The sequence below is a fragment of the Pseudomonas sp. R2-60-08W genome (assembly GCF_003852335.1).
Classification (GTDB): domain Bacteria; phylum Pseudomonadota; class Gammaproteobacteria; order Pseudomonadales; family Pseudomonadaceae; genus Aquipseudomonas.
In genome coordinates this window covers 5096725-5111393 of record NZ_CP027731.1, presented here as the reverse complement: position 1 = coordinate 5111393, position 14669 = coordinate 5096725, and the positions used below count along the sequence as shown (strand labels likewise).

Annotated in this window: 16 protein-coding genes; 11 read left to right on the top strand and 5 right to left on the bottom strand. The window is 62.0% G+C overall.

The window, feature by feature from the left end; all coding sequences use genetic code 11:
* Positions 1–36 precede the first annotated feature (36 nt).
* From C4J90_RS23330 to C4J90_RS23315, 4 genes are all read left to right on the top strand, one after another.
* Entirely contained in the window at positions 37–1944 is a 1908-nt protein-coding gene (locus C4J90_RS23330; RefSeq protein ID WP_124420919.1) for a sigma-54-dependent Fis family transcriptional regulator, read from the top strand.
* A 141-nt stretch (positions 1945–2085) separates the two neighbouring features.
* On the top strand, positions 2086–3435 hold the full coding sequence (mpl, locus tag C4J90_RS23325) for a UDP-N-acetylmuramate:L-alanyl-gamma-D-glutamyl-meso-diaminopimelate ligase (RefSeq protein WP_124420918.1): 1350 nt from the start codon (positions 2086–2088) through the stop codon (positions 3433–3435).
* Positions 3432–4061, top strand: coding sequence for a flavin prenyltransferase UbiX (ubiX, locus tag C4J90_RS23320; RefSeq protein ID WP_124364568.1), 630 nt, complete (start codon positions 3432–3434; stop codon positions 4059–4061). Before mpl ends, ubiX begins: the two co-directional genes overlap by 4 nt.
* Complete coding sequence (locus C4J90_RS23315; RefSeq protein ID WP_124415685.1) at positions 4054–4338, top strand: YceK/YidQ family lipoprotein; 285 nt, start codon at positions 4054–4056, stop codon at positions 4336–4338. The genes ubiX and C4J90_RS23315 overlap by 8 nt, the downstream gene beginning before the upstream one ends.
* Before the next feature lie 239 nt (positions 4339–4577).
* Here the strand turns inward: C4J90_RS23315 and C4J90_RS23310 are convergent, their stop codons facing one another.
* The 3 genes from C4J90_RS23310 to C4J90_RS23300 form a co-directional block, all read right to left on the bottom strand.
* Entirely contained in the window at positions 4578–5219 is a 642-nt protein-coding gene (locus C4J90_RS23310; protein WP_124415684.1) for an oxidoreductase, read from the bottom strand.
* 29 nt (positions 5220–5248) lie between these two features.
* Complete coding sequence (locus C4J90_RS23305) at positions 5249–6967, bottom strand: C13 family peptidase (RefSeq protein ID WP_124364565.1); 1719 nt, start codon at positions 6965–6967, stop codon at positions 5249–5251.
* A gap of 105 nt (positions 6968–7072) precedes the next feature.
* Positions 7073–7528 carry a MaoC family dehydratase gene (locus C4J90_RS23300; RefSeq protein ID WP_124371982.1) on the bottom strand — a complete coding sequence of 152 codons (456 nt, stop codon included), beginning with the start codon at positions 7526–7528 and terminating at the stop codon, positions 7073–7075.
* Between the two features lie 181 nt (positions 7529–7709).
* Between C4J90_RS23300 and C4J90_RS23295 the strand changes: the two genes are divergently transcribed.
* Genes C4J90_RS23295 through C4J90_RS23285 form a run of 3 tightly spaced genes read left to right on the top strand, consistent with a single transcriptional unit; the run spans position 7710 to position 9388 of the window.
* Positions 7710–8063 (top strand): CidA/LrgA family protein, encoded by a 354-nt coding sequence (locus C4J90_RS23295; protein ID WP_124415683.1) that lies wholly within the window; start codon positions 7710–7712, stop codon positions 8061–8063.
* Positions 8060–8776 (top strand): LrgB family protein, encoded by a 717-nt coding sequence (locus tag C4J90_RS23290; protein ID WP_124364562.1) that lies wholly within the window; start codon positions 8060–8062, stop codon positions 8774–8776. The genes C4J90_RS23295 and C4J90_RS23290 overlap by 4 nt, the downstream gene beginning before the upstream one ends.
* 21 nt (positions 8777–8797) lie before the next feature.
* Positions 8798–9388 (top strand): LON peptidase substrate-binding domain-containing protein, encoded by a 591-nt coding sequence (locus C4J90_RS23285; protein WP_124415682.1) that lies wholly within the window; start codon positions 8798–8800, stop codon positions 9386–9388.
* A 15-nt stretch (positions 9389–9403) separates the two neighbouring features.
* Here the strand turns inward: C4J90_RS23285 and C4J90_RS23280 are convergent, their stop codons facing one another.
* Together C4J90_RS23280 and C4J90_RS23275 are read right to left on the bottom strand one after the other, a co-directional pair.
* Positions 9404–10720, bottom strand: a complete 1317-nt coding sequence (locus tag C4J90_RS23280; RefSeq protein WP_124420917.1) for a bifunctional DedA family/phosphatase PAP2 family protein — start codon at positions 10718–10720, stop codon at positions 9404–9406.
* A gap of 138 nt (positions 10721–10858) precedes the next feature.
* Positions 10859–11542: a DNA-3-methyladenine glycosylase gene (locus tag C4J90_RS23275; RefSeq protein ID WP_124420916.1), complete on the bottom strand. Its 684-nt coding sequence runs from the start codon at positions 11540–11542 to the stop codon at positions 10859–10861.
* Between the two features lie 175 nt (positions 11543–11717).
* Between C4J90_RS23275 and C4J90_RS23270 the strand changes: the two genes are divergently transcribed.
* The 4 genes from C4J90_RS23270 to rlmH all read left to right on the top strand — a co-directional run bounded on the left by C4J90_RS23270 (position 11718) and on the right by rlmH (position 14668).
* Entirely contained in the window at positions 11718–12983 is a 1266-nt protein-coding gene (locus C4J90_RS23270) for a glutamate-5-semialdehyde dehydrogenase (RefSeq protein WP_124364558.1), read from the top strand.
* On the top strand, positions 12983–13627 hold the full coding sequence (nadD, locus tag C4J90_RS23265) for a nicotinate-nucleotide adenylyltransferase (RefSeq protein WP_124368480.1): 645 nt from the start codon (positions 12983–12985) through the stop codon (positions 13625–13627). Before C4J90_RS23270 ends, nadD begins: the two co-directional genes overlap by 1 nt.
* 69 nt (positions 13628–13696) lie before the next feature.
* Positions 13697–14191, top strand: a complete 495-nt coding sequence (gene rsfS, locus C4J90_RS23260) for a ribosome silencing factor (protein ID WP_003176298.1) — start codon at positions 13697–13699, stop codon at positions 14189–14191.
* Between the two features lie 9 nt (positions 14192–14200).
* Positions 14201–14668: a 23S rRNA (pseudouridine(1915)-N(3))-methyltransferase RlmH gene (rlmH, locus tag C4J90_RS23255; RefSeq protein WP_003176297.1), complete on the top strand. Its 468-nt coding sequence runs from the start codon at positions 14201–14203 to the stop codon at positions 14666–14668.
* Position 14669 lies beyond the last annotated feature (1 nt).

The window sequence follows — 14669 nt, the reverse complement described above, 5'->3', positions numbered from 1 at the left end:
TGCTGGGCGTTCTCACGCAGGGAGAATAATAAGAACATGCACAACGATCAGTTCAGTCGCCATGCCCGGCAAGTCTTGACCGTCACACGAGGGCATGAATGCTCCCAAGGCCCCGGCAGCGATCCGTCCATTGCCCGCTCCTGGTTGCGCTGCCTGGAGGATTACCACCTCGATCCCGCGCAAACTATCGCCCCTACCGTGCTCGAACAGGGTCGCCTGCTGGAAAGTCGCGAACGCCTGCAGCAGGTGCTGCACATCGCCGGCAACGAGATGAACAGCCTGCATCAACAGCTCTCCGGCGCTGGCCACGCGGTGCTGCTCACTGACGCGCGCGGCGTGATCCTCAACTGCGTCACCGCGCCGTCCGAGCGCAAGATTTTCGAGCGCGCCGGGTTGTGGCTGGGCGCCGATTGGAGTGAGGCCCGCGAGGGCACCAATGGCATCGGGACGTGCCTGGTTGAGCGCCAGTCCGTGACGATCCATCGCGACGAACATTTTCGCGGCCGTCACACGGGGCTGACCTGCTCGGCGAGCCCGGTATTCGATCCCCACGGTGAACTGCTGGCGGTGCTGGACGTGTCGTCGGCTCGGGAAGCGGTGTCGCGCCAGAGCCAATTCCACACTATGGCGCTGGTCAATCTCTCGGCGAAGATGATCGAGAGTTGCTATTTCCTGCGCCACTTCGAGCACCATTGGCTACTGCGTTTTCACCTGCAAGCCGAGTCCGTGGGCCTGTTCAGTGAAGGGCTGCTGGCGTTCGACGGTGAGGGGCGCATTTGCGCGGCCAACCAGAGCGCGCTCAATCTGCTCGCATGCACGCGTAGCGGTTTGCTGGGGCAGCCGGTGGAGGCCTTTTTCGATTGTTCGCTGGACCAACTGCTGAGCCGCGCCAGCGCCAGTGCGACCGCCAGTTGGCCATTGCGTACCCGTGAGGGGCGCAGCCTGTTTGCGGCATTGAGAGGCCAGCCGCGCCGTGTGCCCACGCCGGTTACCCGGCCAGCATCGCCACGGCCATCAGGGATTTGCCTGGGCGACCCGGCGCTGCAACACGAAATGCGCAAGGCGCTGCGGGTGTTCGAGCGCGATGTGCCACTGCTGATCAACGGTGAAACCGGGTGCGGGAAAGAAGCGTTCGCCAAGGCCGTGCACCAGGCCAGCCAGCGTTCCGATAAGGCCTTTGTCGCGCTCAACTGTGCGGCCATCCCGGAAAACCTGATCGAAAGCGAGTTGTTTGGCTATCGCGGTGGCAGTTTCACCGGAGCGCTGAAGGAAGGCATGCGCGGCAAGCTGCAACAAGCCGATGGCGGTACGCTGTTTCTGGATGAAATCGGCGATATGCCGGTGGCGCTGCAAACCCGATTGTTAAGAGTGCTGGAGGACCGCCTGGTGGTGCCTATCGGCGGTGAGCCCCAGGCGGTGAACGTGCGAATTATCAGCGCCACGCACCGAAATCTGCTTGAACGTGTGCAGGACGGCAGCTTTCGCGAGGATTTGTATTACCGCTTGAACGGCCTGGAAGTCGCCCTTCCGGCGTTGCGTGAGCGCAGTGACAAGTCGCAACTGCTGGACTTCCTGCTGGCGCAGGAGGCGGGTAAGCAGGCTGTTGGCCTGACGCCTGCAGCGCGTGAAGTGCTGTTGGCGTACGCGTGGCCGGGCAATATCCGACAGCTGCGTACGGTGTTGCGCACGCTGGTCGCGCTGTGCGACACAAGCCTGATCGGGCTTGAGGATTTACCTGCAAACATCCGCCAGGCTCGCGCGCAATCGAGTGAACAGAGCCCTGCACGTTCGCCCCTGGACGACGCCGAGCGGGCGGCTTTGCTGGTAACGCTGGAGCAGCAACGCTGGCACATGAGCCATACGGCGCAGCAGTTAGGGGTGAGCCGTAATACGCTTTACCGAAAGTTGCGAAAGTATGAAATTTCACGCAGTTTGGTCGTTTAGCCGTGAAAAGTGCAGTTCACCATGAAGTCCATGGGTTGCTCCACTGGCCTGCCTACTGCCGGCGCACTTGGCTGAGTGACCTAAAGAGTGCCATTTCCTACTCCCTGCGCTAACCTGCCTCGATGATTTACGAGGTCAACTATGCACATTCATATTCTGGGTATCTGCGGCACGTTCATGGGCTCGATGGCGGTACTTGCCAAAGAGCTGGGCCATCACGTTACCGGCTCCGATGCCAATGTTTATCCGCCCATGAGCACTCAGCTACAAGCTCAGGGCATTGAGCTGACTCAAGGCTACGACCCGGCGCAGTTCGACCCGGTCCCCGATCTGGTGGTGATCGGCAACGCCATGTCCCGGGGTAACCCTGCGGTCGAGTATGTCCTTAATAAAGGCTTGCCGTATGTCTCCGGCCCCCAGTGGCTGGCCGACCATGTGCTGCAAGGGCGCTGGGTGCTTGCGGTTGCCGGCACCCACGGCAAAACCACCACCAGCAGTATGTTGGCCTGGGTGCTGGAGCATGCGGGCATGAGCCCGGGTTTCCTGATTGGCGGTGTGCCGCAGAACTTCTCGGTGTCGGCGCGCCTGGGGGAGACGCCGTTCTTCGTGATCGAGGCCGACGAGTACGACAGCGCGTTCTTCGACAAGCGTTCCAAGTTCGTCCACTACCGTCCGCGCACGGCGATCCTGAACAACCTTGAATTCGATCATGCCGACATCTTCCCGGATCTACCGGCCATCGAGCGGCAGTTCCACCACTTGGTGCGTACCATTCCAAGTGAAGGGCTGGTGATTCACCCGACCACCGAACCGGCGTTGCAGCGCGTGATCGAGATGGGCTGCTGGACTCCGGTGCAAACCACCGGCGCGGGCGGGCAGTGGCAGGTCAGATTGCTCAGTGATGATGGTTCCAGGTTTGAAGTGCTGTTCGAAGGCGAGGCCCAAGGCACGGTCGAGTGGGACATGACCGGCCAGCATAACGTCGCCAACGCCTTGGTCACCCTGGCGGCTGCGCGGCATGTGGGGGTGGTGCCTTCCATGGGTATCGCGGCATTGAGCGCATTCAAGAGCGTGAAGCGGCGCATGGAAAAGGTCGCCGATGTGAATGGGATTACCATCTACGATGACTTTGCCCACCACCCCACGGCGATTGCCACCACATTGGACGGCCTGCGCAAGCGCGTCGGTGATGCGCAGATCATTGCTGTCGTCGAGCCGCGTTCCAACTCCATGAAGCTGGGGGCACACCGTGATGGCCTGCCGGAAAGCGTCAATGACGCCGACCAGGCGGTCTGGTATGCACCGGCCAACCTGGGCTGGGACCTGCCGGCGATCGCCGCGCGGTGCAGTGTGCCTTCGACCGTCTGTGACTCGTTGGAAGGCATCATCGAGCACGTCAAGCATCTGGCCAAGCCAGGCACCCATGTGGTGATCATGAGCAACGGCGGCTTCGGCGGCCTGCACGGCAAGCTGGCCGAGGCGCTCACGTGAGCGGCCCGGAACGCGTCACCCTGGCGATGACCGGCGCCTCCGGTGCGCCTTACGGCCTGCGTTTGCTTGATTGCCTGGTGCGTGAAGACCGTGAGGTGCATTTTCTGATCTCCAAGGCGGCGCAGTTGGTGATGGCGACTGAAACCGATGTCGCATTACCGGCCAAGGTGCAGATGATGCAGGCCTTTCTCACCGAATACACCGGCGCGGCGGCGGGGCAGATCAAGGTCTATGGCAAAGAGGACTGGATGTCGCCGGTCGCTTCCGGCTCCGGTGCGCCGGCGGCGATGGTGGTGGTGCCCTGTTCCACCGGCACGCTGTCGGCGATTGCCACGGGCGCCTGTAATAATTTGATCGAGCGCGCGGCGGACGTGACCTTGAAGGAACGCCGGCAGTTGATCCTGGTGCCGCGTGAAGCGCCTTATTCGAGCATCCATCTGGAGCATATGCTCAAGTTGTCGAACATGGGCGTGACCATATTGCCCGCATCGCCAGGCTTCTATCATCAGCCGCAGACCATCGACGACCTGGTGGATTTTGTGGTGGCGCGCATTCTCAACTTGCTTAATATCCCGCAAGACATGCTGCCACGCTGGGGCGAGCATCACTTGAGCGGCGATGAATAAGGCGCTGCTGGTCGTGCTGGCGCTGCTATTGGCGGGCTGCGCCACCGCTCGCACGCTGGATGCCGCGCAACCTGGCGCGCCGGTGGTGTATGCCGGCACGCGGTTGGACCTGTATGCGATCAATGGAGGCTGTTGTGCCAAGGACCGGTTCGGCGCCGAGGCGCCAACCTATCCGCAGGTCGACCTGCCAGCCAGCGCGTTGCTCGACACGCTGCTGTTGCCATTGTCGTTATTGACCGTGCTGGGTGTCGGCTTCAACGCCACCGGTGGCCTATAACGCAAACCTCAACAACACCACAAAACCAAATGTGGGAGGGGGCTTGCTCCCGATGGCGGTAGCCAGCCAACTCATCAGTGACTGATTGATCGTCCCCACGCTCCCGCGTGGGAATGCCGCCCGTGACGCTCCGCGTCACACATGCGCAGTAGCTGAAACGTACAGCGGTTGGCCGGACGCGGAGCGTCGCGGTGAGGCATTCCCACGCAGAGCGTAGGAACGATCATGTGGTTTCACATTCATTTACCAAGCTTGCGCAGCTCATCCGACTCCACCACGCGCACTCCGTCCTGCTCTTCCAGCGCCAGGCGCCACATGGCGCGGGCCAGTTCGCAGACTTCAATCCCATGGTACTTGCCCGGAATCAGGCGTGACAGCGGCCCTGCCAGCTGTTCGGCCAGGCGCGGCTCCAGTCTATCGCCCAACAGCAACGATGGCCGCACGATCGTCAATTGCGGCCAATCCTGTGCTCTCAACGCCTGCTCCATTTCCCCTTTGACCCGGTTGTAGAACACCGAGGATTTCGGGTCGGCGCCAATCGCACTGATCACGATCAGGTGCCGCGCGCCCATTTCCCGTGCGCGCTTGGCGAAGGTCACCACCAGATCCAGGTCGACCGCACGGAACGCCGCTTCCGAACCTGCTTTCTTGATCGTAGTGCCCAGGCAGCAAAAAGCGATATCCACTTGGCCGCTCAGGTGTGGCAGGACCACTGCCGGGTCGCCCACCGGGTTTTCCAGGCGCGGGTGTTCAGCCAGTGGTTTGCGGCTGGGTGCCAGTACGCGGGTCACGGTAGGTTCGTTGAGCAGGCGGTCCAGCAAGTGTTCGCCGGTAAGGCCAGAGGCGCCGGCCAGCAGGATATGCTGCGGTGTCAGGTACATGGTGTTTCCCCCTTGTTACACGTTACAGCTTAGTTGCCTTTGGCTTCCTTGCTATTCATTGAGACGCTTTCGAGCGCCTTTCGTGCCTGCTGTTTGCGTAATAATTGCCAATGGGCGATCACGCCCTTGGGGGCCCAGATCTGCGGTTCGGAGGCTTCGAAATTGTCCGCCTGTTCGCGTTCGGCCACGTGCAGTTGTGCCAGTTTGAACGCCTGTTGCAAATCGTCCGTTTGGCTGAAAGCTTGTGCGAAAAGGGCATCACCAAAGTAGGTGAAGTCTGCTTCTTCTGAACAACCGAACGACACGCGATCCGCGCGCGAGGCGGTCATGATCAGCGTGCGTTCATCCTTCAATGCCGGGATGAATCCGCCGGAGTAACAGGCGGAAATCACGATGATCTTGTCACGGTTTTTCAGCGGCGCGAGCACAGCGGCCAGCTCGTCGGCCGGCAGGTCGGCCAGTTCCATGCGCGGCTGGTCCAGCACCAATTCGTGTTCATGAGTGCCGTGGCTGGTCATATAGATGAACACCAGGTCTTCCGGACCGCTGCGTTCGGCCAGGGTTTGCACGGCACGGCGCAGATTTTCGCGGGTGGCCATGGGGCGGTCGGCGATATGGTCGCGGTGGTTGACCAGGCGAATCTGCCCATGTGCACCGAAGCGGGTGGCGAGCATATTGCTGACGTAATCGGCTTCGCGCAGGAATACGCTTTGCTTGCCGTCACCGGCCAGTGCCAGGGTATACAGCTCGACGGCAGGCGTAGACGCGGGCACGGCGGCGAGGGCGTCAGCCAGCAAGCGACCCTGGGCCAATACGCCGATTTCCAGCGGGTCGGGCAGCAGCTTGCCCTCGGCATCGCGCACGCGCATGCCGTTGACCCAGGTGCCGGCCTGAACCGTGCCATCGGTGAGCACCAGCGTGCCGCGGCCCTGGTAGCTGTCGCTGTCGAAGCCGCCGATATAGAAGCTGCCATCGGTAAGGTTCAGGCGACCTTCGCCGCTGAAGCGCCAATCGATGAACTGGCCGACGTAGTGGCTGCCGTCGACGCCGATCAATTCGCCCTTGCCGCTGAGCGCGCCTTCCTTGAACTGGCCGATCCACACGTCGCCGTCGGCATTTTCATAGCGGCCCTTGCCGTTGAGTTGGTTCTGTTTGAACTGGCCGACGTAGATATCGCCATCCGCGCTGTTGAACGTGCCGTTGCCTTCCAGCTGACCATCGACGAAGTGGCCGCTGAACTGATTGCCGCTGTCGTCGTTGCGCTGGCCTTCGCCATTGGGCTTGCCGTGGGCGAATTGGCCCTGGTATTGGCTGCCGTCGGCCAGCTCCAGGCGTCCGAGGCCGGAGTACTGGTCGTCCTTGAATTCGCCGCGGTAGGTCATCTGCCCCTCTTTGAGGGTGCCTTCGCCGTTGCGTCGACCGTTCTTGAAGCCGCCGACGTAGCTGCTGCCCGCTGTGGTCAGGCGGCCCTGGCCGTCAAACAGGCCCTGCTTGAATTGGCCCTGGTAGACTTCGCCGTTGCTGCCATGCCATTCGCCCTGGCCATGCCACTGGCCCTTATCGAACTCGCCGGCGTACCAACTGCCATTGGGGTAGTCGACACGGCCCTGGCCTTGCAGCAAGCCGTTGACCACATCGCCACGGTAGCGGCCGCCATCGGGCAGGCGCGCGTCGGGCGGCAACAGCGATTCGCCGTCTCCGCACGCGGTGAGCAACAGGGCAAGGGCAAGGGGGGCGAGTGGGCGCATAGCGGGATCCGGATAATTGAGCGCCGAGTATGCCGCAGCCGCGAGGTTCATACATAAATTTACATACACTGTGGCAAGGTTTGTTGCCTCACCACAGGCGGCGTCCTACACGAAGCAGAGTGACAGCGACTCGGCGATGTAGGCAGGTTTCTCCTGGCCTTCGATTTCCAGGGTGGCGGTGGCTTTGAATAGCCATTGGCCGGGTTTTTTCTCGTGGACATCGGTGAGCGTGACGTTCAGGCGCACCTTGGAGTCGACCTTTACCGGCTGGATAAAGCGCACGCTGTCGAGGCCGTAATTGACCGCCATTTTCAGGCCTTCGGGCATGATCAGGATGTCTTCCATCAGCTTGGGCATCAGCGACAGCGACAGGAACCCATGGGCGATGGTGCTGCCGAACGGGGTGTGCGCCGCCTTGACCGGGTCGACGTGGATGAATTGATGATCGCCGGTGGCCTCCGCGAACAGGTTGATGCGCGCCTGGTCGATGGTGAGCCACTCGGAACGTCCGAGTTCCTTGCCGACATACTCTTTGAGCTGCGCTACGGGTACCTGGGGCATTGCATCTCTCCTGGTTTCATCGTTTTTATCCCCCGCTGATGAGGGTTTTTTTATGGGATACAGAGAACCAATGTAGATCATCATGGGCAATCAGCCCGGTCAACGACATGCTTTTGGCGAATGCCGGAGCATAGGGCGGGCGTGCTTATAATGCGCGCGAGCTTTAAGGGGGAGAAAGCGGATGCTGTTACGTGGCCTGACCTGGCTGGTGTTGTTTCAACTGATCGGCACAGCGATCAATCATCTGCTGTTGCCGGTATTGCCGGGGCCGATCATCGGCCTGCTGCTGATGCTCGGCTTTCTGATCTGGCGCGGCGAAGTCAGCGAGCCGCTGAGCCTGGCGGCCGGCAGCCTGCTGCGGTATCTGCCGTTGCTGCTGGTGCCGCCGGCCGTGGGCGTGATGGTGTATGCCAAGGACATCGTTGCAGACTTCTGGGCCATTGTCGGCGCGCTGGTGCTGTCGCTGATCATCGCCATGGCGGTCGTCGGCGTGCTGATGCAACAGATGCTCAAGCGCAAGGAGAAGGGCCAATGATGTTCGACTGGCAGGGCGCCTGGACGGCCGTCATTCATCACCCGCTGTTCGGGATCGGCATCACCCTGGGTGCTTATCAACTGGTACTGGCGGCTTTCGAGAAAACCCGCTGGATTTTCCTGCAGCCGGTGCTGGTCTCCATGTTGCTGGTGATTGGTGTGTTGCTCACTTGCGGCCTGAGCTACGTCGAATACCGCGAAAGCACCGAGATCATGGGCATTCTGCTGGGGCCGGCGACGGTAGCCCTGGCGGTGCCGCTGTATCTGAACCTGCGCCGGATTCGCCAATTGTTCTGGCCGATTTTTACTACGCTGGTGATAGGTGGGGTGTTGGCCACCGGCCTGTGCGTGGTGTTGGGCTGGTGGTTCGGCGCTGAACACAGGGTGCTGATGACCATGGCGCCCAAGTCGGTGACGTCGCCGATTGCCATGCTGGTGGCCGAGCAGATCGGTGGCGTGGCGGCATTGGCTGCGGTGTTCGTGTTGATCACCGGGGTGGTCGGCGCCATGATCGGCCCGTCGCTCCTGTCGCGCCTGGGCGTGCACAGCCCCGAAGCACGCGGCATGGCCCTGGGTATGACGGCGCATGCCGTTGGCACCTCGGTGGCCCTGCAGGAAAGTGAAGAATGCGGCGCCTTCGCGGCGCTGGCGATGAGTCTGATGGGCGTGGCCACGGCGGTGTTCCTGCCGCTGGCCGTGTCGGTGATCGTTTGAACCGGGTTTAAGGAAACCTTTATGAGTCTGGCGCTGTTCCCGCTCAACACTGTGCTGTTCCCTGGCTGCACCCTCGATTTGCAACTGTTCGAGGCGCGCTACCTGGACATGATCAGCCGCTGCATGAAAAAGGGCGAAAGCTTCGGCGTGGTGTGCATCCTTGACGGCAAGGAAGTCGGCCTGGCCCCGGACGGCTATGCGCTGATTGGCTGTGAGGCGCTGATTCGCGACTTCAAGCAACAGGACAACGGCCTGCTGGGCATTCGTGTCGAAGGCGGGCGGCGTTTCCGCGTACGTGACGCCCAGGTGCACAAGGACCAGTTGCTGGTGGCCGAGGTGCAGTGGCTCGAAGAGCTGCCGGACCAGCCGCTGGAAGAAGAGGATGCCGACCTGCTGGCGCTGCTGCAGGCATTGGCGGAGCACCCGATGGTCGCTTCGCTGGATATGGACGCTCGTGCCGAGGGCCAGCAGGCCCTGGCTAATCAGCTGGCGTATCTGCTGCCGTTCACCGAGGCCGACAAGCTCGACCTGCTGCAACTCGACGATCCGCAGCAGCGGCTGGATGCGATCCAAATGCTGCTGGATGAGTTGCAAGGTGAGTTGTTCACCTGAAATCCCGGCCGACGCTCAATAGGCGTACCTGAGCAACGCGTGCGAGGTGCCGGTAAGGGCGATAAAACCGAGCACGGCCACCACGGCAGGCAACACCAGCCACCAGGCTTTTTGCGTCATCGCGGGCAAGGGGCTGCGGTACTGACTGAGGCTGAGGCTGAACGCGCAGACGGTCATCGCCAGCAGCGTGCCGGCCAGGATGTCCGTGGGCCAGTGAGCACCCAGGTACACCCGCGACAAGGCAATGAACGCGGCGGGTATGCAGCCCAGTAGCAGCCAGGTCAGGCGTAACCGCGTGGGTTGGCCGCGCCCGGCCAGTACCGCCAGGGCCAGGAAGAACGCAAACGCGCCGGAGGCATGGCCGCTGGGCATGCTGAAGCTGGTGAGCGGTTCGGTGAGGATTTCCGGGCGGCCACGGGCGAAGAAGAGCTTGGTGCCGGTGTTGATCACGGCGGCTCCCGCCAGTGTGGCGCCAACGAATAGGGCATGACGCCACTGTCGCGCCAGTAACAGCAGGCCGGTGAACACCGCGCTGGCCACGAACATTTTCTTGAACTCGCCCAGCTGGGTGATGCGCACCATCACTTCGTCAAGCCACGGGCTGCGATGTTCCTGCACCAGGGCGCTCAGGCCCTGGTCGAAATGGTTGAGGTGCGGGTAGCCGATGAACAGCGCGACCAGCAAGGTCAGGCTGGCGCAACCAATCCACAGGGTAGCGCGGCGATGACCGCGCAGGCTGCTGTTCAAACTCAACCCCAGCAGCACCGCCAGGCAGGCCGCGACAATGGCCGCTTCCGGCCAGAAACCTTCCGGCAGTGGCAGGCGGAACGCAGCGCCAGCGGCCCATCCCGGCAGCAGATAAGCCACCGACCAACCCGCTGCCGCGATAACGCTCACGGCCGCAAAGCGCGGGAACGGCATGTCGCACATGCCGGCCACCATCGGCAGCATGGGGCGCAGCGGGCCGATGAAGCGCCCGACCAGCAGGCTGGCGATGCCGTACTTATGGAAGTAGGTTTCGGCGCCATTCATCCACTCGGGATGCTGACGAAGGCCGGGCAGGCGCCGGATGTTCTGGTGGAAATGCCGGCCCAGGTAGTAGGAAACCCCATCGCCCAATAAGCCGCCGAGGAATCCCAGCAGCAGGGTTTCGCTCAACGACAGCGCGCCGCTGCCGGCCAGTGCGGCAATCGCGAACAGCAGCACCGTACCCGGCACGATCAGTCCGGCGATGGCCAGGCATTCCACGCACGCAACGATAAACACCGCCGCCGCCAGCCATTGTGGGTTCAGGGTCAGCCAGTCGGTAATGCTATCGAGCCAATGGCCCATACACTCCACTCCATACGTAATCTGAAACGCTGATGATCAAACTGTGGGAGGGGGCTTGCTCCCGATGGCGGTGGGTCAGTATCAAATGGTCCGACTGACACCCCGCTATCGGGGGCAAGCCCCCTCCCACATGGAGCATCAAATCAAAAAATAATCGCGGCCTTCGACCTGTCCCCGGCGCAGCGGGTTCCGTGTGCAATAAGGCGCATAGCCAGCATCGACGAATCGGTACATCAAATGCTCGTCGCGCCCGCTGGGGATGCCCAGTCGCGTGGTCTGGATGATCTGCGTGGGCACCTGGCCTACGTCTTCCACATATAACAGTTCCTGATCGAAGCGCTTGGCATCCCACATCGGCACCTTCAGGCCCAGCGCCTTGCACAGCAGCGTCTGGCCTGCACAGAGTTTCTGCGTGGCGCGCGGGCTGCCGTCGGGGTTCGGGTTGTTCAACAGCATTTGCGCCAGGCTCGCCGGGCCGGAAACCTCATCGACCCAGGGATACGCCGATTTGATCAGCACGGCATTGCCCGGGCCATGGGCGCTGAAATTCAGCGAATCACCGCCACGGGCGTAATACATATAGATATGCCCGCCATCCAGAAACAAAGCCTTACGCTTTTCTGTGTAGCCGAGTGAGGCGTGGCTGCCTTTTTCGGCCACGTAATAGGCTTCGGTTTCAATAATTCGGGCTGAAAGCCAAATTCCGCCGACACGATGACGGATGACTTTTCCGAGCAGTTCTTGCGCGAGCAACTGTGCATCGCGGTCGAAGAAGCTGTCGGGGAGGGCGCTGGCAGGGAGTTCGGGCGTCATTGTGGGCATAACGTTCAAGGTAATTACGGCTAAATGTGACGGAATCATAACAACTCCCACCTTAATTACTGCTGAACCCCAGGTTTTTACAGTTCATTTCGACCATCCGCCCCTCACCGCTGTCAGTCGGGCGGCGTCACAGCTATAATCTGCCGCTTTCCTCTTTGCCAAGACTACCTGACCCATGACTGAGTCCGTTCTTGACTACATGACCCGCCTGGGTCGCGCTGCCCGTCAGGCCTCGCGGTTGATCGCCCGTGCGAGCACTGCGCAGAAGAATCGCGCGTTGTTGGCCGCCGCCGACGCGCTGGATGCTTCGCGCCCAGCGCTCGCCGCCGCCAACGAACAGGACTTGGCCAACGGCCGCGCCAATGGCCTGGAGCCGGCCCTGCTGGATCGCCTGGCGCTGACCCCGGCGCGTATCGACGACATGATCGAAGGCTTGCGTCAGGTGGCCAAGCTGCCTGACCCCATCGGTGAAATCCGCGATATGCGTTACCTGCCATCCGGCATTCAGGTCGGCAAGATGCGCGTGCCCCTGGGCGTGATCGGCATCATCTATGAGTCGCGCCCGAACGTGACCATCGACGCCGCGAGCCTGTGCCTCAAGTCGGGCAATGCCACCATCCTGCGCGGCGGTTCCGAGGCCATCAACTCCAACCGTGCCATCGCTGCCTGCATTCAGCAGGGCCTGGCCGTGGCCGAGTTACCCGCCGAGGTGGTGCAAGTAGTGGAAACCACTGACCGTGCGGCGGTTGGCGCGTTGATTACCATGCCGGAATTCGTCGACGTGATCGTGCCGCGCGGTGGCAAAAGCCTGATCGAGCGTGTCAGCCGCGACGCCAAGGTGCCGGTGATCAAGCACCTGGACGGCGTGTGCCACGTCTACATCGACATCGCCGCCGACCTCGACAAGGCCATCCGCATCGCCGACAACGCCAAGACCCACCGCTACGCGCCGTGCAACACCATGGAAACCCTGTTGGTGCACGCCGGCATCGCCGAGCGCGTGCTGCCGCCGCTGGCCGCCATTTATCGCGACAAGGGCGTGGAACTGCGCGGTTGCGAGCGTACCCGCGCGTTGCTGGGCGCGGACGTGATCGAGGCGACCGAGCAGGACTGGTACACCGAGTACACGGCGCCGATCCTGTCGATCCGCATGGTTGACGACCTGGATCAGGCCATCGAGCACATCAATAAATACGGTTCCAAGCACACCGATGCCATCGTCTCCGAGCATTTCAGCGATGCCCGGCGTTTCCTCAATGAAGTGGACTCCGCTTCGGTGATGGTCAACGCCTCGACGCGCTTTGCCGATGGCTTCGAGTACGGCCTGGGGGCGGAAATCGGCATCTCCACCGATAAGCTTCATGCCCGTGGCCCGGTTGGCCTGGAAGGCCTGACCAGCGAGAAGTACGTGGTGTTCGGCGACGGTCACGTGCGCACTTGATGGCTAAACGCATCGGGCTGCTCGGCGGTACTTTCGACCCCGTGCACATCGGCCATTTACGCAGTGCCCTGGAAGTCGCGGATGCCCTGGCGCTGGATGAATTGCGCCTGATGCCCAATTTCCGGCCGCCCCATCGCGATACGCCGCAGGTGTCAGCGCAGCAGCGCCTGGAAATGGTGCGCGTTGCCGTGGAGGGTATATCGCCGTTGGTGGTGGACGATCGCGAGCTCAAGCGCGATAAACCGTCCTACACTGTCGACACCCTGGAACTGATGCGCGCCGAGCTGGCCGCCGATGACCAGTTGTTTCTGCTTTTGGGCTGGGACGCATTTTGCGGCCTGCCCTCTTGGCACCGCTGGGAGGAACTCCTCCAGCATTGCCACATCCTGGTTCTGCAACGCCCGGATGCCGACAGCGAACCGCCGGATGCCTTGCGCAACCTGCTGGCCGCGCGGTCGGTAAGTGACCCCTTGGCCCTGACCGGGCCGAACGGGAATATTGCATTCGTCTGGCAGACCCCGCTTGCGGTGTCCGCCACCCAGATCCGTCAACTGCTGGCCAGCGGTAAGTCGGTACGTTTCCTGGTGCCTGACGCGGTCCTGGCCTACATCGATGCGCACGGACTTTACCGTGCGTCGAACTGAAAAGGCGCGCTTGTCGCTACGCACCGTCGTGCAGCGAGCGCCCGAACATACGAGCAAAACGAGTTTTATATGACGAACAAAGACGTAAGCAAAGTTAAGCGCAAAGGTACCTTCAAGAGCGCGCCGCTGCCGGTAGAAGCCCACGTTGGCCCGGAACTGGCTGGCGAAGAGCTGGTAAAAGTTGCCGTGGCTGCCCTGGAAGACGTGAAAGCCCAGGACATCCAGGTGCTCGACGTGCGCGACAAGCAGAGCATCACCGACTTCATGATCATCGCCACCGGTACCTCCAACCGCCAGATCGGCGCGATGCTGGACAAGGTTCGCGAAGCGGTCAAAGCCCAGGGCGTGAAGCCACTGGGTGAAGAAGGCAAGGGCGACAGCGACTGGGTACTGCTGGACATGGACGACGTGATCGTTCACATGATGACCTCCAACGCCCGCCAGTTCTATGACCTGGAGCGTCTGTGGAAAGGCGCCGAGCAGAGCCGTGCCGCCGATGGCAAGCACCACAGCCCGGAAGTGGGCCACGCGCACTTCGACAAGCTCAACAAAGACCAGGAATAAGGAACGGCTGTGCGCCTGCGTCTGATCGCTGTCGGTTCACGCATGCCCAAGTGGGTGGAAGAGGGCTGGCACGAGTACGCCAAGCGTCTGCCTGCCGAGCTGTCGCTGGAGCTGGTGGAAATACCGCTCAATACCCGGGGCAAGAATGCCGACGTGGCGCGCTTTATCCGTCAGGAAGGCGAAGCCATGTTGGCCAAGGTCGGGCCCAACGAGCGCATCGTTACGCTCGAAGTGCACGGCAAGCCCTGGAGCACCGAGCAGTTGGCGGTGGAACTGGACCGCTGGCGCCTGGATTCGCGCACCGTCAACTTCATGGTCGGCGGCCCCGAAGGGCTGGCGCCGGAAGTCTGTGCGCGGGCCGATCAGCGCTGGTCGCTGTCGGCGCTCACGCTGCCGCACCCGTTGGTAAGGATTCTGATCGGTGAACAGCTGTATCGCGCCTGGACAGTTCTGTCCGGGCATCCTTATCACAAATAAT